The sequence below is a fragment of the Bacillota bacterium genome (assembly GCA_012837335.1).
GTDB lineage: Bacteria > Bacillota > Limnochordia > Darwinibacteriales > DTU012 > DTU012.
Genome location: DURM01000009.1, coordinates 67,905 through 84,571, shown reverse-complemented (window position 1 = coordinate 84,571; position 16,667 = coordinate 67,905). Strand labels below are relative to the sequence as shown.

The window sequence follows — 16,667 nt, the reverse complement described above, 5'->3', positions numbered from 1 at the left end:
ACTTTGATGGCCATAAAATGATGAAGATTATCTATGATTTGGTAAACATACCCAGCCCCACAGGCTTTACTGACCAGATTCTCAAACAGCTCGAAGAATTTCTGGTTAAACTAGACCTGCCTGCCAAGCGCAACAACAAAGGCGGCTTGATTACAACCCTACCCGGTAAAAACGGGGATGCGCACCGCATGATCACCGCCCATGTCGATGCTCTGGGTGCGATGGTTAAGGAGATTAAAGCAAATGGCAGACTGAAACTGGCTCTGGTTGGCGGCAGCCGCTGGAACCACATTGAAGGTGAATACTGCCGCATCTTTTCTGCCAGCGGAAAAACATTCAGCGGTACAATCTTAATGCACCAAACCTCAGTGCATGTATACAAAGACGCAGGTACGGCCGAACGCAATAGTGATAACATGGAAGTGCGAATTGATGAGAAGGTAAAATCTGCGGAAGATGTCAAAAAGCTTGGCATCAGCGTTGGCGACTTTGTGGCTTTCGATCCCCGCGCTGAAATCACTGAAAGCGGCTTTATTAAATCACGCCATTTAGATGATAAAGCCAGCCCGTTGGAATCTTGTTATATCTGATTCAAGCTGTTCATGACAACAGAATCCAACTCCCTTATACCACCCATATTTTATTTTCTAACCATGAAGAAGTGGGCTACGGCGGTAACTCCAATATACCGGATGAAGTGGTTGAGTATCTGGCGGTTGATATGGGTGCTATTGGGGATGGCCTGACTGCGGATGAGTTTTCCGTTTCCATCTGCGCTATGGACTCATCAGGTCCATACAACTACCATCTACGGCAGCGTTTAGTTAAGTTAGCAGAACAGCACAAACTGAATTATAAAGTCGATATCTATCCTTATTATGGTTCTGACGCCAGCGCTGCACTGCGAGCCGGACACGACATTGTCCACGGACTGATCGACCCTGGAATTGATGCATCTCATGCCTTTGAACGAACCCATGTGGAAGCCCTGGTCAACACAGCAAAATTAGTCTATCACTACCTGCTTTCGTCAATGATCGGCAACTAACCGGAACCAAACGCGATTGAACCTGACTTAACCTGCGCCTAGGTTAGGTCAGGTTTATTTTTTTCGTCTCTGCATGCGGTACTGATCATATCTAGTTTTGATCTGTGGGTGCTCGGCGAAAAACTCGTTGAATATCTTAATAAACTCCAATGTAGACCGGCTGACATCATGCTCAATTAACTCGGTATCCTTTAACAGCATTTCTTCGATGCCCAAGTTGTGCAGAAACTCCTGGATAATCTCATGTCTCTGCAGTAAAAACTTCCCCAACTCCTTTCCCTGCTTCGACAGGCCAATCGTTCCATATTTTTCATAGGTTACTAATCCCAGCTCACTTAGTTTTTGAACAACCTTTGTCGCCGATGATGGGCGCACATTGAGGCGATCGGCAAGTTGATTGACCCGCGCAAATCCTGCTTCGGCGCAGATGCGATAAATCATTTCCAAATAATCCTCCATGCTTGGAGTCAGCACTCGATCCTCAGCATTTAACAGCTGATAGCCCCGCACCGTGTGAAAATTCTGCTCTGCACTCATGTCTCTTCAGCTCCCCTGATTTTTTGTGTAACAAGAAACATGACTCCTTCATACGCTAGATTGATAAAAAGTTTCCCACCACTAACTTATGGCAAGGGGCGTTGATCCATGAGTAATAATGAGCTGTCTCTCAATCTGCTTCCAATCAACCAGGTAGGAAAAGTAAGATACATTACTGCGAACAGCACAATTCGCAGCCGCCTGCTCGATTTAGGATTAATCAGCAATACAACCGTAAAAGCGCTGCAGAGAAGCCCGGCAGGGGATCCTACTGCTTATCAAATCCGGGGCACAGTGATTGCACTGCGCTCCGAAGATGCAGCCCACATCATTATCGATCCTATTAACTAAAGAGGTGAAAGCAATGAGCAAAATCATCGCCTTGGCTGGCAATCCCAATACAGGAAAAAGCACCATTTTCAACAGTCTGACTGGTTTAAACCAACACACTGGTAACTGGCCGGGAAAAACAGTGGAGAATGCCAGAGGAAGATACATGCACAACGGCAGGACATTTGTATTGGTAGATCTTCCGGGCACCTATTCTCTGCTTGCTAATTCAACCGAAGAAGAAATTGCCAGAGATTTTCTCTACAACGAAAAGCCTGATGCAGTCGTGGTTGTTGTGGATGCCACCTGCTTAGAGCGGAATCTAAACCTGGTGCTTCAGATCATGGCGGTCACCCCGAAGGTAGTTGTCTGTGTCAATCTAATGGATGAAGCGAAGAAGAAAAGGATTAAAGTAGATTTAAACAAGCTGGAACAGCTGTTGGGTGTACCTGTTGTAGGAACAGCCGCCCGCAGCAAAGTCGGTCTGGATGAATTAAAGGCCACTGTTGACAAAGTTGCAAGCGGCGAGATCATTCCAAGACCGATCCTGATTCCCGAACTAAAATCTGAGGTCATCACCGAAAAACTGGTCACACACCATGAAGCAATTGCTGTCAGCACAGTGAAAGTAGCTGATGAAATCGCAGCTAAAGTGATAACTGCAGAAACCACTGAACCACATCAGCTTGACCGCAGATTAGATCGAATCCTCACTTCACGCCGGAGTGGAATCCCGATCATGCTCGCCCTGTTAGGTATGATCTTCTGGATCACTATTGCCGGAGCCAATTATCCTTCGCAGCTTTTGTCTAATGGGCTCTTTTGGATTGAAGGCTGGTTATCAGGATTGTTCGATCAAATCGGAGTTCCCACATGGTTCCACGATATGCTTGTCCTCGGTGTCTACCGGACACTTGCGTGGGTAGTATCAGTAATGCTCCCTCCTATGGCCATCTTCTTTCCCCTGTTCACGCTGTTAGAGGATTTGGGCTATTTGCCGCGGGCAGCCTTTAACCTAGATTACTACTTCAAAAAGGCCTCTGCCCACGGCAAACAGGCCTTGACAATGTGCATGGGTTTTGGCTGCAATGCGGCGGGAGTAACAGCATGCCGCATCATTGATTCGCCGCGGGAACGCCTAATCGCTGTAATCACCAACAATTTTGTCCCCTGCAACGGCCGCTTTCCTACACTCATTGCCCTAGCCTCCATATTTCTTGTATCGTCTGTTGGCGTATTAGGCACCTTCACAGCGGCTTTGACCGTTTTGGCTGCAATTCTCTTGGGAGTTGGTATCACACTGGTTGTATCGAAAATTCTGTCGAAAACTATTCTTAAAGGAATTCCTTCCTCGTTTATCCTGGAGCTGCCTCCGTACCGCAAGCCGCAGATCGGTAAAGTAATAGTCCGTTCGCTGCTTGATCGCACTCTGTTTGTGCTGGGGCGAGCAGCCGCCATTGCTGCACCGGCAGGATTGATTATCTGGATCATGGCCAATGTTTCTCTCGGCGGGCAGAGCCTCTTAACTCACTGCGCCGCATTCTTTGACCCCTTTGCGCGCCTGATCGGGCTGGATGGATACATCCTCATGGCGTTTATTCTTGGTCTGCCTGCCAATGAAATCGTGATTCCAATCTTAATTATGAGCTATATGGCGGAAGGATCGATGCTGGAACTGGACACTCTCACTGAACTGAAACAGCTATTGCTGGACAATGGATGGACTTGGGTGACTGCTGTGTGCTCAATGCTTTTCTCCTTAAACCACTGGCCCTGCGGCACCACTCTTTGGACCATACGAAAAGAGACCCAAAGCTTGAAATGGACCTGGATCTCTTTCCTGGTACCGACGCTTACCGGTATTGTTCTCTGCTTTATCACGGCGCAGGGAGCAAGACTGCTGGGATTAGTCTAACTCCATGTTATAATACCTATTTACACCATTGATATTATTATGATATCATTCAAGTAGCATTTTAATACAAAGGAGGAAGGCAATGGAAGAGAAAATCTTAAAAGCCAGACCAGGACTGCCGATGCTGATTCTTTTCATTCTCCTCTACTTGGCAGCAATCGCTTTGATTGTAATCGGTGGAGTATTAATTGACCGAGGGGCAAACGCCTTTGGCGGTGTTCTGTTAGCGGCGGGTATTCTCTGGGTGATTTTCGGGATTGTACCTTTTATCGGGCTGAAGATAATAAAGCCCCAAGAAGCATTAGTCCTTACTTTGTTCGGAGAATATATCGGTACCCTTAAAGAACCCGGTTTTTATTGGGTTCACCCATTCTCAACAGCGGTTAATCCAGCCGCTAAAACTCGGCTCGGCCAAAGTGGTGATGTAGAAACTAAGTCCATTGTTCCTGCAGGAAACCAAATCTCTACTGATGGTCTTAACAAGAAAATTTCGCTGAAAATCATGACCTTAAACAATTCCAAACAAAAAGTAAATGATGTCTTAGGAAATCCCGTTGAAATCGGCGTTGCTGTAATGTGGCAGGTAGTTGATACTGCTAAAGCGGTGTTCAATGTGGATAACTACAAAGAGTACCTCTCGCTTCAATGTGACAGCGCAGTTAGGGATATTGTCCGCATCTATCCCTATGATGTGGCTGAAGGAATTGACACCACCGGCGATGGTGAACCGGATGAAGGCAGTTTGCGGGGATCAAGCACAATTGTGGCTGAGCGGATCCGTAATCTACTGCAGAAAAAAGTGGAAAACGCGGGGATCGAAATTTTAGATACCCGTATAACCTACCTTGCCTACGCTCCCGAGATCGCCGCAGTTATGCTGCAGAGACAGCAGGCAAGAGCTATCATTGATGCCAGAAAGATGATCGTGGAAGGCGCTGTAAGCATGGTAGAGATGGCTTTAGATCAGCTTAACGAAAACAAAATAGTCGAACTTGATGAGGAGCGCAAAGCTGCCATGGTATCCAACCTGCTGGTCATCCTCTGCGGCAATAAAGATGCTCAGCCCGTGGTCAACAGCGGCAGCCTGTATTAGCAATGGCTGAACGCAAGAAGCAAATTGCACTGCGGCTGTCACCTAAGTTGTATGCGGAGATTGCAGCCTGGGCTGAAGAGGATTTTCGTTCAATCAATGGCCAAATTGAGTATCTGCTGACAGAGTGCGTCCGGCAGAGAAAAAAAACTGGTCGCTATATACCTGATAGTATTTCAGAAAAAAATACACGCTAGAAAAGAAAAGCACCCTGCTTGTTCTAAAAACCAAGCAGGGTGTTTTTAGCTAGTCTTCGCAACTAGTTAGATAAATTACTTCTCAACCTTTTAACCCTTTTATCCAGTTCCTTTAAATGCTCTTCATCACTTATATTAGGATCTTTTAAATCGGTAAATTGTTTACAAGGTAATTCAGGGCAGTCGCCACATGAATAATATGCTTTTTCCGAGCAGCAGATAAACAACTCACACCCTGTATCGGTCCAAAATGGCCTGCCCTCTACAGCTCGACATCCATTACAGCTCGTTTGATAAAAGCGACATTCCTGACAGTCCAAGCCACAAGTACTGAGCTCCATTTACCTAATCCCCTTTAACTAAGCTTTGATTATCTGCCGCAGCTCTGTAATTGCTATTTTGTAAAGCGGATCAAATTCACAGCCGCAGCTTCCACACTCGAGATCCGCCTGCATAATTATGGGCAGTAATTCGGCACTGCTCATTCTGCCATCAAGCCACGCTCTTGCGGGTTCATCAATCAAATCCCAACCCGACTCTGCAAATTGCACAATAATACTTCTAAGCTCTTCACTGTTAACTGGCATTCTATCAGCCTCTATAGGGTAGTATTAAGATCCCAATTTCCCTGCTGTTTGAAAATCTCTGACACTGCACAGCCAAACCATGTGATCATACCCTTCGCCCCAGTAATCTTGTGCGATCGCATAGGGTGTTCCGAATTTTTTCAACCAGATCTGCTGAGCCTGCTTATAACCGCTGTCTAAACAAAACTGCTCGATCCCCTGTTTATTAAGATGGTTTATCATGGCTGTAATTAATGCTGAACCTATACCGCTTCGCTGAAATTGCGGCAGCACATATAGGCTGCCCAGCTCTCCAACATCAGCAAGCTCGTTATTGGTCACTATTTTAATATCATCTCCGCAAGGTCCAAACGAGATGGTGCCAATAACATTACCGCCCAGTTTAGCAGCGAAAAAGTGAACATCAGAATCTGGATTCACAAGCGAGTAGGTCAGCAGATTCTTCTTTTCCTCGATCTCGTTTTTAATATCCTCTTTGAGATGTCCCAAGCCATCCCGCTCAAAGGCATCGCGGATTGACAGTTCAAAGACGGTACATGCTGAGGAGAAGTCATCCTTGGTAGGTTTTACAATCACCAATTCATTCATCAGAACTGACCCCTCAATCTATGTTAATGTCATCGCCATGGATATCGATTCTGTCATCAAGGACTGCTTCCCAAACCTCAAGTCTGCCATCAACAATTACTGCATCAATGCAAGATTTTGTTCCACCAACATAAGTCCACATCAAATCGATATCAGTGGCAGCACACCAACTGCGATCCCGAGGCCACCAAATACTTGGCGGCATACCAACTGATACACCTGCCAGATAGGCACTGATGCTGCCTGTCGCCAAATAATAACGGCGCTCCCACAGCTGGAAACTTGCTGTTTGATTTTCGAATTTATCCAGCTGTGAATAGCCCCATCCATCCCAAATTGCAAAAAAGCACTCTTCCGGCGTACGTGTATGTTTGGATAAGATTTCAACCAGTACCGTGGCCTGTCTTTCAGGAAGGTAACCTATCTGTGGAGCTGTCAAATCGTGTGAAGACTGCCCCGAATCTCTACAGTTTATAATCCTGTGCCACTGCATTTGACTGTGTGGTGTACGCCCTGTTTGTTTCGCCACTTCTGACCAAGAGATTTCCTGATTGTCACTTAAGTACGCGGGATGCAGCAACCGCAGGTATTTTACAAATCCACAAGGAACAACCGCTGCGGCATAGTTCGCATCTGGAGAACGACTCCAAGGCTTCTCAATCGCAGTGAGCAGCCACTGTGCCTCGCTCGCGCTGTCTACTGGTTTCATTTGGCAGTTTTTCACAGTGTCCACCACCCATCTGATTACTGTAATACTACCGGGTTTTTTCTTCTGCCCCTTCTTTTATTGTCTGAAGAGGGGAAAAGCTGAGAAAAACTCGTCAGCTTTCATTCTTGATGTTTTCAAAATAGCAGCGATGCAGGCGCATAATATACCGAGACACATTTTGATCATAATCCGGATAAGCAAACCCCAAGCGATCAGCAGTATCGGAAGCAGATTTACGAAACAGCCGGTGGCAGGTAAATAATGCCTCCCACACTGCATCTGGCGTCCCATTAGGATAGGTAGCCAACAGCTGATTCCAATCATCTTTACCCAGGTATTGGTCCAAATACTTATATGCCTTGCCGACACTGAGCGAAAAATAGGTTTTAATGCCAACCTGCCAGGCAAGCATCTGCAAAAGCATGGGCCGCACATAATTGTTTAAGTGCTCAATGGCAAACAAGATTTCGCCGCGGCATAGGCCTTTCGCCACATAGGTTGATACCCACCAGAACTCATTGCAGCAATCATCAAACATCTGCGCTGATGGCTTTTTAACGTGATAGTCAACATCCGTCGGAACTGGTTTAATTGGGACACGTCCATCTTTATCCAGCAAGATCGTAAGCAGTTTATCGCTGGTTAAATATAACTCCAATTCATTGATGGGTACCAGAGTTAAGTCAATGCGATTTCCATCCTCAAAAAGCATTAGGTATGAAAACCAATTGCCCAATTCGGGCGGAAAAAGTTCCATCGCCTCCGGTTTCTGCATAATCATCCGCTGGCCGAAATAATCAAGCCAGCCATCACCCTTGGTGAATGAATCCATTTCTGTCACGACATAGGTAATGTCATAATCCTGAAACTGATCCTTGGGGACCTTAACGTTGGTGCGCGAACCTTCCATCCCTACCACCCGGATCCGCTCGTCTTTTTCGGCAAATTTAAGAATCAGCTCCATCATTTCCTGCTCAGTTCGCAATGAGATCACCTGCAGCTCTTTAAATGTCGATACCCAAGAAATGCTTAACTAAGAACCCTACTAAGAATGAAAGCACTGCCACTGATAAGCTGATAGTCGCCATCTCGGTGAAGCGCTTCTTAAAGGGCAGGTCTTTGGCAACGGAGATATAGTAGGTGAATGCGAGAATAATCACTACTACAATCGCTAACATCGTAAGCAGAGCAGCCAAGTACTGATCTGCTGGATACAGCAGGTACGGCAGAACTAAGCAGACCACAGCAAAGATATACATTACTCCTGTATAGAGAGCAGACTTGTATGCATCGGTACTGCCTTCGGACCGAGCTGACAAGTACTCAGACGATGCCATGGAAAGGGTTGCAGAAATACCAGTAATCAATCCGGAGAGAGCAACTAATCTATTATTCTGCAGCGCAAAACTTAAACCTGCCAGTGTACCAGTTAGCTCAACTAAAGCATCATTAAGACCGAGCACCATCGACCCTACATACTGCAGCCGGTCTTCATCGAGCATTGCAATTAGGGCTTCCTCATGCTCCTCTTCTTCCCTTAAAATCTGCGCTGCTTCCGGAACCTCCATAATCAGCTGGCCGTAATTGCGCTGAGCTACCTTTTCCCCTTTTTCCATAATCTTGATCGTAAACGTGTAGCCGAGAATAATGCTTACAAGAGTATAAAACCATACTTTAATCCATTGGGGCCTCAGCTTCTTGTTGGTGTAGCGCCGCCAGGTCTCAGCATGCTTAGCTTCTTCGCCGGCTATGCGCTTCAGTGTGGCTCGATCCGATTCCTTCTTAACCCGCTGAGAGAGGTTTAAGTAAATCTGCCGCTCAGTAACTTCATTCTGCTGCAGAGCCGTAATAACTGCCAGTGTCTGCTCAGACAGTCCTCTTCCCGCTTCAGCCATTTAAAACCACCTCCTAAATCTAGTCTCTCATACCACATACCAGTATAGCCCGAAATGAGAAACAGAGCAACTCAGTCAATTATGAGCGCTCCGTGCATCTTCCGCGGTTTCACTGCACGGGTAGCAATGAAAGTATCAATATGCCGATCAAGTAAATCGCCGCCAAAGGAATCCTCATAAAACCCATTTATTAAAAATCCAGCTCGGATCTGGCCGCCAATCTGCTCTTCTAAAGAGTGGCCAAACTCCAGCGGTTCTTGATCGAGAATTTTATTCTGAAGTTCTTCGGCAGAAAGCTGTTCCAAATCTGAATAAGGTATCTTAAATCTGACCGCAAGCTGCTGTTCTTCCCACAGATAAGGGTCAAATATGTAGAGCAGAGGGTTGCAGAATCCTGCCAGCAAACTACCACCTGGAGCTAATACGCGGCTGCATTCGAACCAAACTGGTTCAATATCATCGATAAAGCAGTTCGATACCGGATGGAATATTAAATCAAAACTTGCGTTGGGAAAACGCGTTAAGTCCCGCATATCACCCAACTCAGTTGCGAGCCGAAGCTTATCCCGCTCGGCAACCAAGCGGTCCTGCTCTAACTGAGCCGGGCTGTTATCAAAAACAGTTACCCGGGCCCCCGCCGCTGCCAAAATTGGGCCCTGCTGCCCTCCTCCTGATGCTAAACACAAAACCCGCTTATTCTTAAGATCACCAAACCAATCTCGCGGCACAGGTTTTGTCGGAGTTAAAAACACACTCCAATTGCCCCGCTTGGCCTGCTCAATTGTCGGTTTATCCACAGGAATGGTCCAGGTATTTCCCAGTGCAACTTTGCGATTCCAGGCTTCACGATTATGGCGAGTGATGTCCATCTCCATCTTCCCCTCAAAGTTCTAATCTTAAGGTATTAATTCTAAATTTGTCGAATATTACCTGCTCAATCATGAACGCGGTTTTATCTTCTAAAATTATTTTTAATTTTTCCCATTTTCTCCTTGCCAAATTCCAAATACTACCATAATATATAAGTAAGCTCGTAAGTTTCCAAAACCAAGGGAGGAGCGCCTCATGAACAGTAGAATGCTGTCGAAGTCCCGCTTCATCATACTGCTTGCAGTTTTAGTAATGTTTACCGGTTGTTTTGGAACATTAGGTACAAGCCTTGACAAAGAACGCAGTGAGATTGAAAAAACGATAACAGCGTTCAGCAAGAATGTTAATTTTACAGATCTTGATGGATATAACAAACTGAAGGCACAGTTTACAGATCCCTTTTTATTGGGAACATCGGATGATGAAAGAGAATGGTTCGAAGAAGCAATAGATGAAGAAACTCAGTACCTCAAAGCAATAATCGCTGATGGTGAGGATTACAGTTTTGATATCCAAGACGAGTATTTCAACAACAAATTTGATGCTTTAGTTGATTTATACAACAGCAATGGCAAAAACATTGACGCCCCTGCGCTCCTCGCTGGAATCAGAGATTTGCTGGAAGAAATGTACATCTTCTTTAATCTCTTATATCCAGCAGAAAAGCTGCTGGTACTGGAAAGCGGAGCAGACGAAATTGATTGGTCAGATATTGAGGAAAAAATAATTGAATGGCTGCCTCACAGCAGCTTTACAGAAAAAGGTTTTCTGATACCTGCTGCAGCTGTCTCTATGTTTGCCCATGATGGTTACAATGATGATTACAATGATGATAACGAGGATGAGGATCAGGACGAAGCTGCATGGCAGGACTACGTCCTAGAAAAAGTCGGCAATCAATGGGTGGCTGAATTTACAATAGAAGACGAAGATGACTCCTTGCTCGGTCTGGTCATGAAATTTACCAAGGAGAAAGGTTCATGGAAAATATCTGAACTCCATCCAGTGTTTCCTGACGAAGAATTCGTACTTTAATTAAATAAAACAGATAAAAAGCAATCCCGAGTGGTATAAGACTCTTCAACCTCCTCTGCAAGAAGGACCTATCCACTCTCCCGAAAGAGCCGTGATGCGGACACGCCGCCCACGGCTCTTTCCCATTATCAGCTAATCTCGCTCTTGATAAGCGAAGAAATCAAAATCAGCAGACCGCCGCTGACCGGAAAAGTCCTGACAGCATAACCCGACAAATGCTCCGGTAAAACCACGGCAGTGCTCGTCTGATAGAATTGCAGCATCCAGCTTGGGACCTATTGGTTTCCAACTCTCACCATCCGCCGAATAGAAAAACTGCAGTATTTCATGGTCTACATCGACTCTAAGATACACCCGCTCCCAACCGTCGATGGTGATATCCTGGTCCAGCGCTTCATCAAATTTACCGCTTTGACAGGTAATAATGTTCAAGCATTTGCCAAGTTGTTCATCCCAAGAAATGCGCAGATAGTAGAAGTTCGAATTGTCATAAAGGCAGACCAATCCTGCCATCTGTTGGAAGGACTCTGGTTCGAATTCTACACATGTTGACGCAGTGCAGGTGAAAGCCTGCAGTCTCCGGGCAACGAGCGCCTGATCATATTGGGAACTTAGGGATTCTCTCCCCTTCAATCTCAAGAAGCCCGGCCGATCTGTTAGAGAAATCGTATCTTCACCCAAGGGCACCCTCAGTGTCTGAAAATGAATATTCAAGTTCGGGCTGTCAAAATCATCGCGAATAGGTTCCGGATCCCATGGATGCAGAGACAGATTTGGTGCATCTACCTTCTCCTCCGGTTCATTGTTCCCTGAAGCCATGCGCAGCCATCCATCTTCGGTCCATATCACCTTTTGGATTGCCGTTTCCCTGCCTAAAACGCTGCGGTTGTTTCCTTCCTGATCCTGTAAAGGCCGGCTGCAGAGGTGAACCATGTACCATTCTCCCGTTTGGGTTTCAACAAGATCCGCGTGGCCTGCCCGCTGGAGCTGCAGGTCAGGATTGCTGCGCGAGGTTAGAATTGGGTTAGTCGGATCAACCTCATAAGGTCCAGTAATGTTTTTCGAGCGGGCTATCGTTACAGCATGTCCATAACCCGTTCCACCCTCCGCGGTCAAGAGATAATAATATCCACCACGCTTATAAAGATGCGGTCCTTCGGTGAACCCCAGCTTTGTGCCTTTAAAAATGTTGTACACCGGGCCAACCAAGCGCTTTTGTTCGGGTGAGTATTCCTGCAGCAAAATACCAGCAAAACTGTTTCGGCCTTTGCGGTGATCATGGATGGTGTTCAGCAGCCACTTTCTGCCGTCATCATCATGGAACAGCGATGGATCAAAGCCGCCGCTGTTTAAGTACACAGGTTCTGACCATTCACCTAAGATATCGTCAGTGGTCACTAAGTAATTATGCATATCTCTAAAAATGCCGCTTTTTGTTTTCACATCGGTATATGCTAGATAGAATGTGCCTTCGTCATAGGATAAGCAGGGCGCCCAAACCCCACAGGAGCTGATTGCTCCGGTCATATCAAGCTGGGTCTTGCGAGTAAGCGGCCTGGCCGCTAACCGCCAGTGCACCAAATCTCTGGAATGATGGATCTGCACACCTGGAAACCACTCAAAGGTAGAAGTTGCGATGTAATAATCATCTCCGACTCGAATAATCGATGGATCGGGATTAAAACCGCGCAGGATTGGGTTCTGAATTTTCATTCGCCATAACACCTCGCCAGAGTTATCTTTCCAACATTATTGTACCAGAGTCTTCTAAACCGTGCAGTTAATTCATTCCGTTTGTTAGATCAGTAGTCCAACAGCATACACCACAACTATCGCACTAACTGTAACGAACACCAAGCTTTTTCCTCTGAGCGCAAAAAACACAGCTGCAGCACACCCAGCTGAAGCACTAACTAAAGATCCGGTCGACGTGAAGATATCAGGAAAAGTCATAGCACCTAAAACTGCAAATGGCACATAGTTAAAAAAAGCCTTGATTGATGGTGATTTGATTTCTCTGCGGAAAAATGCCATCGGCAGCACTCGGGGCAAAAATGTCATTACTGCCATTAATAATACCGCTGTAATTGGATTAACCATGATATCGCTCATCGAACTGCTCCCCCACTCTCTTGTTCTTCCTGCATCGGCCAAAGCCAAGCGCCGAGCCCGGCCGCGGCGATTGTTGCAATGATAATTCGAAAACCTGCAGATATAAACCTGAAAATCGGCATAAACTGCAGCACAGTGTTAATTGATACAGCAATAAAAATCACAGCTAAAACCGATCGGGATTCTTGAGCTGGAGGAATGATTAGGGCAATAAACAGAGCATACAATGCTATTCCCATTGCGCTGGTAAGCTGCTGGGGAAGCGCTGTACTGACTATTGCACCCAAGATTGTACCGGTACTCCAGGCTAAAAAGGGTCCGAGCATTAAACCCATCAGATAAGGAAAGTGCAGTCTTCTCTGCTCTATTCCGGCAACAGTAAAGGTTTCATCCGTAATTCCTAGTCCACAGATCACTCGCTTACTCAAAGCTAGATGCGGATCAATTTTCTGGGTTAAGGATAAGGCCATTAGAAAATACCGCAGATTGATCACCAAAGTGGTAAGCATGATCTCCAGATAGCCGGATCCGCCTAAAATCAGTCTGATACCGGCAAACTGGCCCGTGCTTGTATAATTTGTCAGCGAGGTTAATAATGCCAGCCAAGGCGAAAGACCTCCGGCAGCAGTCATTAAGCCAAAGGTAAAGCCGACCGGAATATATCCAAGGATTATTGGAATTCCCTGTTTAAAACCATAGAAAAAATCACTATCGATCAGAGCTGTTTTTACTTTTGTTCTGGCCATTCTTCCCACGTTCCTTCTTATTTTAAATGCAATTATACCACCAAATTATAAGTAAATCTATTGCTTCACTCACCCTTCTAAAATTTTAATGGACAGCGAAACATATCCTGTATTAAATGCAGCAGGATTTTGACTAATGCATATGCTGTTTTGGAGGGATTGTGATGGCAAACTTAGAAGCATTGCTGAGAATAGGCGCCTATATTGTGGGGTTAGCAGCATTAACTTTGATATTTTGGTATCTGCTGCAGGTTCGCTGGATAAAATCGTCAAGACGGGGAATGAAATTACTGCTGTTTTTTATTTCCTTGAGTCTTGGGCTTGGAGTTATGTTTACCGGCTTTTTCCTTTACGTATACCATGGAATCGGGCATCAACCGGATATCTACCGCAGAGGCAGCCGCGATTCGAATATGGTGGCATTGACTTTCGATGATGGTCCCAGCGCAGAGTTTACTCCAGCCATCCTTGATATTCTTAAAGAGTACAATGTGCCGGCTACTTTCTTTATGGTAGGCACTCATGTTGAAAAATACCCAGAAATAGCTCAAAGAATAGCTGAGGAAGGTCATGAAATTGGCAACCACACTCATAATCATCGGAATATCCCAACTCTATCTACCATTGAACTGCATGGCGAGATCCTGGAAGCCACCGCGACCATTACCGCTGTAACCGGAGTATACCCTTCCTATGTCAGACCGCCGCGGGGCATGTATGACGGTAGATTTCGAAGACTGGCCAGTTTAATTGGACAGGACATCGTGCTTTGGACCATATCAACGCGTGATTGGCGCTATGGAGTTACTCCTGACAGCATCATCAAAACGGTCAAGAACAAAGTTAAAGGTGGAGACATCATTCTCTTCCATGACAGCGGAGCGTTGATCAAAAACGAAGGCGGCGATCGCCGCGCAACAGTGTTAGCCCTGCCGCAGGTCATTGAAATAATCCAAGCTAAGGGTCTGGAGATAGTTCCCTTAAGTGTGCTGCTGCATGGTGCACCTGCGGAAGAGTTTCCTCAGGTGGATATGCCTGAATAACCGGAGGTGAGAACATGGTCTTTAGATATGGTTCTGTTAGTGATGCAAGGCAAATTGCCGAGACCTACTGTGAGGCTTTTCCCGAGAGTGTCTGCTTCTTTTTCAAACACAAACAGCGGGAAAAGCTGCTTTCACTGCTTACAAGCTCGTTTTCCCTGCTGCTTCTCACCGGAAGCAGAGCTCTGCTTGTTCAAGATAGGGATGGAAAGCTGTTTGGATACTGCATCTACACCTCAGCAACCAGTGATAACAGCAGATCCAGACAGCTGATTCAAAACTGCAGAGAAATATTTAAACACTGTATCAACCTGATTCGCAGTATCCGGTTCACGGAAATTTACAAACTGATTCACAACGGGATTACAATGCGATGCAGCACTTGCTTAGATCAAAACCTGCCGCGGAAATGCGGCAGGATCAATTCGATTGCTGTTTCTCCTCAATATCGAGGTTTAGGAATCGGCACTAAACTTCTGGCTGAAGTATTAGCTGAGCTTTCTAATCAAGCGGTGTGTTTAAATGTTCGCCCAGACAATCTGCCTGCCAAGCACCTCTATCAAAAGGCAGGGTTTGAACAGTGCGGCACTACCAAAGATCTCCAGGGTTCCTGGTTGATGATGATCCGTGGAAATTAGCTGGACAAGTATAGATCTCGCTCGCAGTCCTGGTAATAGACATGATTGAAACCTTTTGCTTCCAGCAGCTCCATATACTTTGCCATAGCCGCCTCACGGCAGGATTTGCAGGCTAACCAGGGAACAATTACAGCTGCAATTCGGGTCCGCCCAACATATCCTCTCGAGGCTTCGGAGATAATCTCCCGCCATCCTGAGCACTGCGAACAAAACTTGATTTTCTCATCCTGCCTTTCCACTATCTGATCAGTATCGTAATAGATTGATCTCAATCGTGAGTAAAACTCACCTGTTCCGAACTCCCCGCGCAAATCAACCTGCTCACGTGTTTCCCACAACTCTCGAACCTGTTCAACAGTCTCCTTGATGATATCCATCACAGAGGAAGACTGACGCTGGCTGTCTGGAATCCAGTCTGGTTCTTGCAGATGGGAGTAATCCAAACCGGCAAGTGCCAGTATTAGACCCACGTTCACATAAGGAAGAGCACCTTCAATTGAATAGCCGCCCTCCAGCACCACAATGTCAGGATTCAACAGCTCAGTCAGACGAGCATAGCCTTCCGCGCTAAAGTTCATATTTGTCAGCGGATCAGAATAATGGTTATCCTGCCCCGCCGCGTTAATGATAATATCAGGCTTCCACTCTGCAAGAATTGGCATAACCAGCTGCTCCATAACATAAAGCATTCCCTCGTCACCTGTTCCCGGCGGCAGAGGGATGTTCACTGTTTGGCCGAAAGCTGCCGGTCCGCCCCGCTCTGATATATCACCTGTACCCGGATATAGTGTGCGCCCATCCTGATGCAAAGAAATATGGAGGATCCCGGGATCGTTGTAGAAAATATCTTGAGTGCCGTCACCATGGTGAGCATCTGTATCGACAATTGCAATCCGCACATTTGGTCCCATGCGATGACGGATATGTTCTACCATGATCGCCTCATTGTTGACAGTGCAGAAACCTCTCGAACCGTGAACAATCCGGTTAGCGTGATGTCCAGGAGGTCTTAGCAGAGCAAAAGCTCGATCAACTCTGTTATCGATTACTAGATCCGCTGCGAGTATAGTCCCACCAACAGCAATTCTGTGAGGCTCAGAAACCCTTTTTTCAACACTAGGCACACAGATGTGACTGCGCTGGATATGCCGATCTTCCGCAACATAAGGCCGGAACTCTGTAATTCCAGGTATATCCAGCAATCCTTCTTCGAGAATCTGATCCCTTGTATATAACAACCTTTCCTCCCGCTCCGGATGGTCTGGTGTAATGCACCAGTCAAAGGCTGGAAAGAAAATCAGACCAACCCGCCGCTTTGCTTTCAGCATTT

19 protein-coding genes and 1 pseudogene are annotated in these 16,667 nt (G+C 46.1%); 8 read left to right on the top strand and 12 right to left on the bottom strand.

The annotated features are described in order from the left end of the window. Window positions 1–20: 20 nt before the first annotated feature. A pseudogene (locus tag GX019_01530) lies at window positions 21–1,048 on the top strand (M42 family metallopeptidase). Between the two features lie 54 nt (window positions 1,049–1,102). Here GX019_01530 and GX019_01525 read toward each other — a convergent pair. Continuing rightward, window positions 1,103–1,585 (bottom strand): MarR family transcriptional regulator, encoded by a 483-nt coding sequence (locus GX019_01525; protein ID HHT35835.1) that lies wholly within the window; start codon window positions 1,583–1,585, stop codon window positions 1,103–1,105. A 108-nt stretch (window positions 1,586–1,693) separates the two neighbouring features. Between GX019_01525 and GX019_01520 the strand changes: the two genes are divergently transcribed. The 4 genes from GX019_01520 (at window position 1,694) to GX019_01505 (ending at window position 5,117) form a co-directional block, all read left to right on the top strand. After that, on the top strand, window positions 1,694–1,936 hold the full coding sequence (locus tag GX019_01520; protein ID HHT35834.1) for a ferrous iron transport protein A: 243 nt from the start codon (window positions 1,694–1,696) through the stop codon (window positions 1,934–1,936). Then, window positions 1,902–3,830: a ferrous iron transport protein B gene (gene feoB / locus GX019_01515; GenBank protein HHT35833.1), complete on the top strand. Its 1,929-nt coding sequence runs from the start codon at window positions 1,902–1,904 to the stop codon at window positions 3,828–3,830. The genes GX019_01520 and feoB overlap by 35 nt, the downstream gene beginning before the upstream one ends. Before the next feature lie 82 nt (window positions 3,831–3,912). Next, window positions 3,913–4,923, top strand: a complete 1,011-nt coding sequence (locus GX019_01510) for an SPFH domain-containing protein (protein HHT35832.1) — start codon at window positions 3,913–3,915, stop codon at window positions 4,921–4,923. A gap of 2 nt (window positions 4,924–4,925) precedes the next feature. Next, window positions 4,926–5,117, top strand: coding sequence for a PTS ascorbate transporter subunit IIC (locus GX019_01505; protein ID HHT35831.1), 192 nt, complete (start codon window positions 4,926–4,928; stop codon window positions 5,115–5,117). Between the two features lie 62 nt (window positions 5,118–5,179). Here the strand turns inward: GX019_01505 and GX019_01500 are convergent, their stop codons facing one another. The 7 genes from GX019_01500 to GX019_01470 form a co-directional block, all read right to left on the bottom strand. After that, window positions 5,180–5,458, bottom strand: coding sequence for a DUF3795 domain-containing protein (locus tag GX019_01500; GenBank protein HHT35830.1), 279 nt, complete (start codon window positions 5,456–5,458; stop codon window positions 5,180–5,182). 18 nt (window positions 5,459–5,476) lie between these two features. Then, on the bottom strand, window positions 5,477–5,704 hold the full coding sequence (locus GX019_01495) for a hypothetical protein (protein ID HHT35829.1): 228 nt from the start codon (window positions 5,702–5,704) through the stop codon (window positions 5,477–5,479). A 24-nt stretch (window positions 5,705–5,728) separates the two neighbouring features. Beyond that, window positions 5,729–6,292: a GNAT family N-acetyltransferase gene (locus tag GX019_01490; protein ID HHT35828.1), complete on the bottom strand. Its 564-nt coding sequence runs from the start codon at window positions 6,290–6,292 to the stop codon at window positions 5,729–5,731. A gap of 13 nt (window positions 6,293–6,305) precedes the next feature. Continuing rightward, entirely contained in the window at window positions 6,306–7,016 is a 711-nt protein-coding gene (locus GX019_01485; protein HHT35827.1) for a hypothetical protein, read from the bottom strand. A gap of 97 nt (window positions 7,017–7,113) precedes the next feature. Beyond that, window positions 7,114–7,986: an aminoglycoside 6-adenylyltransferase gene (ant(6), locus tag GX019_01480; protein ID HHT35826.1), complete on the bottom strand. Its 873-nt coding sequence runs from the start codon at window positions 7,984–7,986 to the stop codon at window positions 7,114–7,116. 19 nt (window positions 7,987–8,005) lie between these two features. Further along, a complete protein-coding gene (locus tag GX019_01475) occupies window positions 8,006–8,896 on the bottom strand; it encodes a rubrerythrin family protein (protein ID HHT35825.1) in 891 nt (296 codons plus the stop codon). Window positions 8,897–8,967: 71 nt separating this feature from the next. Beyond that, a complete protein-coding gene (locus GX019_01470) occupies window positions 8,968–9,765 on the bottom strand; it encodes a class I SAM-dependent methyltransferase (protein ID HHT35824.1) in 798 nt (265 codons plus the stop codon). 196 nt (window positions 9,766–9,961) lie between these two features. Here GX019_01470 and GX019_01465 point away from each other — a divergent pair, with 196 nt between their 5' ends. Continuing rightward, the gene (locus GX019_01465) at window positions 9,962–10,801 is read left to right on the top strand and encodes a hypothetical protein (protein ID HHT35823.1); all 840 of its coding nucleotides are present in this window, start codon (window positions 9,962–9,964) and stop codon (window positions 10,799–10,801) included. Between the two features lie 132 nt (window positions 10,802–10,933). Here the strand turns inward: GX019_01465 and GX019_01460 are convergent, their stop codons facing one another. The 3 genes from GX019_01460 to GX019_01450 all read right to left on the bottom strand — a co-directional run bounded on the left by GX019_01460 (window position 10,934) and on the right by GX019_01450 (window position 13,659). Further along, a complete protein-coding gene (locus GX019_01460; protein HHT35822.1) occupies window positions 10,934–12,514 on the bottom strand; it encodes a glycoside hydrolase family 43 protein in 1,581 nt (526 codons plus the stop codon). 84 nt (window positions 12,515–12,598) lie between these two features. Then, window positions 12,599–12,901: an AzlD domain-containing protein gene (locus tag GX019_01455; protein ID HHT35821.1), complete on the bottom strand. Its 303-nt coding sequence runs from the start codon at window positions 12,899–12,901 to the stop codon at window positions 12,599–12,601. A gap of 8 nt (window positions 12,902–12,909) precedes the next feature. Next, the gene (locus GX019_01450; protein ID HHT35820.1) at window positions 12,910–13,659 is read right to left on the bottom strand and encodes an AzlC family ABC transporter permease; all 750 of its coding nucleotides are present in this window, start codon (window positions 13,657–13,659) and stop codon (window positions 12,910–12,912) included. 164 nt (window positions 13,660–13,823) lie between these two features. On the opposite strand from GX019_01450, the gene GX019_01445 reads away from it, so the two are divergent. Together GX019_01445 and GX019_01440 are read left to right on the top strand one after the other, a co-directional pair. Then, window positions 13,824–14,702 (top strand): polysaccharide deacetylase family protein, encoded by an 879-nt coding sequence (locus GX019_01445; GenBank protein HHT35819.1) that lies wholly within the window; start codon window positions 13,824–13,826, stop codon window positions 14,700–14,702. Window positions 14,703–14,716: 14 nt separating this feature from the next. Continuing rightward, window positions 14,717–15,337, top strand: coding sequence for a GNAT family N-acetyltransferase (locus GX019_01440; protein ID HHT35818.1), 621 nt, complete (start codon window positions 14,717–14,719; stop codon window positions 15,335–15,337). Here the strand turns inward: GX019_01440 and GX019_01435 are convergent. Further along, window positions 15,334–16,665 (bottom strand): histone deacetylase, encoded by a 1,332-nt coding sequence (locus GX019_01435; GenBank protein ID HHT35817.1) that lies wholly within the window; start codon window positions 16,663–16,665, stop codon window positions 15,334–15,336. The genes GX019_01440 and GX019_01435 overlap by 4 nt on opposite strands. Between the last annotated feature and the right edge of the window lie 2 nt (window positions 16,666–16,667).

What these genes read in the sequence shown, in the direction of transcription:
- GX019_01460 (HHT35822.1), bottom strand. Translation starts at nt 12,514, where the DNA reads ATGAAAATTCAGAACCCAATCCTGCGCGGTTTTAATCCCGATCCATCG.
- GX019_01470 (HHT35824.1), bottom strand. Translation starts at nt 9,765, where the DNA reads ATGGACATCACTCGCCATAATCGTGAAGCCTGGAATCGCAAAGTTGCA.
- feoB (HHT35833.1), top strand. Translation starts at nt 1,902, where the DNA reads ATGCAGCCCACATCATTATCGATCCTATTAACTAAAGAGGTGAAAGCA.
- GX019_01465 (HHT35823.1), top strand. Translation starts at nt 9,962, where the DNA reads ATGAACAGTAGAATGCTGTCGAAGTCCCGCTTCATCATACTGCTTGCA.
- GX019_01500 (HHT35830.1), bottom strand. Translation starts at nt 5,458, where the DNA reads ATGGAGCTCAGTACTTGTGGCTTGGACTGTCAGGAATGTCGCTTTTAT.
- GX019_01450 (HHT35820.1), bottom strand. Translation starts at nt 13,659, where the DNA reads ATGGCCAGAACAAAAGTAAAAACAGCTCTGATCGATAGTGATTTTTTC.
- GX019_01440 (HHT35818.1), top strand. Translation starts at nt 14,717, where the DNA reads ATGGTCTTTAGATATGGTTCTGTTAGTGATGCAAGGCAAATTGCCGAG.
- GX019_01455 (HHT35821.1), bottom strand. Translation starts at nt 12,901, where the DNA reads ATGGTTAATCCAATTACAGCGGTATTATTAATGGCAGTAATGACATTT.
- GX019_01490 (HHT35828.1), bottom strand. Translation starts at nt 6,292, where the DNA reads ATGAATGAATTGGTGATTGTAAAACCTACCAAGGATGACTTCTCCTCA.
- GX019_01520 (HHT35834.1), top strand. Translation starts at nt 1,694, where the DNA reads ATGAGTAATAATGAGCTGTCTCTCAATCTGCTTCCAATCAACCAGGTA.
- GX019_01495 (HHT35829.1), bottom strand. Translation starts at nt 5,704, where the DNA reads ATGCCAGTTAACAGTGAAGAGCTTAGAAGTATTATTGTGCAATTTGCA.
- GX019_01525 (HHT35835.1), bottom strand. Translation starts at nt 1,585, where the DNA reads ATGAGTGCAGAGCAGAATTTTCACACGGTGCGGGGCTATCAGCTGTTA.
- GX019_01435 (HHT35817.1), bottom strand. Translation starts at nt 16,665, where the DNA reads ATGCTGAAAGCAAAGCGGCGGGTTGGTCTGATTTTCTTTCCAGCCTTT.
- GX019_01475 (HHT35825.1), bottom strand. Translation starts at nt 8,896, where the DNA reads ATGGCTGAAGCGGGAAGAGGACTGTCTGAGCAGACACTGGCAGTTATT.
- GX019_01510 (HHT35832.1), top strand. Translation starts at nt 3,913, where the DNA reads ATGGAAGAGAAAATCTTAAAAGCCAGACCAGGACTGCCGATGCTGATT.
- GX019_01445 (HHT35819.1), top strand. Translation starts at nt 13,824, where the DNA reads ATGGCAAACTTAGAAGCATTGCTGAGAATAGGCGCCTATATTGTGGGG.
- GX019_01505 (HHT35831.1), top strand. Translation starts at nt 4,926, where the DNA reads ATGGCTGAACGCAAGAAGCAAATTGCACTGCGGCTGTCACCTAAGTTG.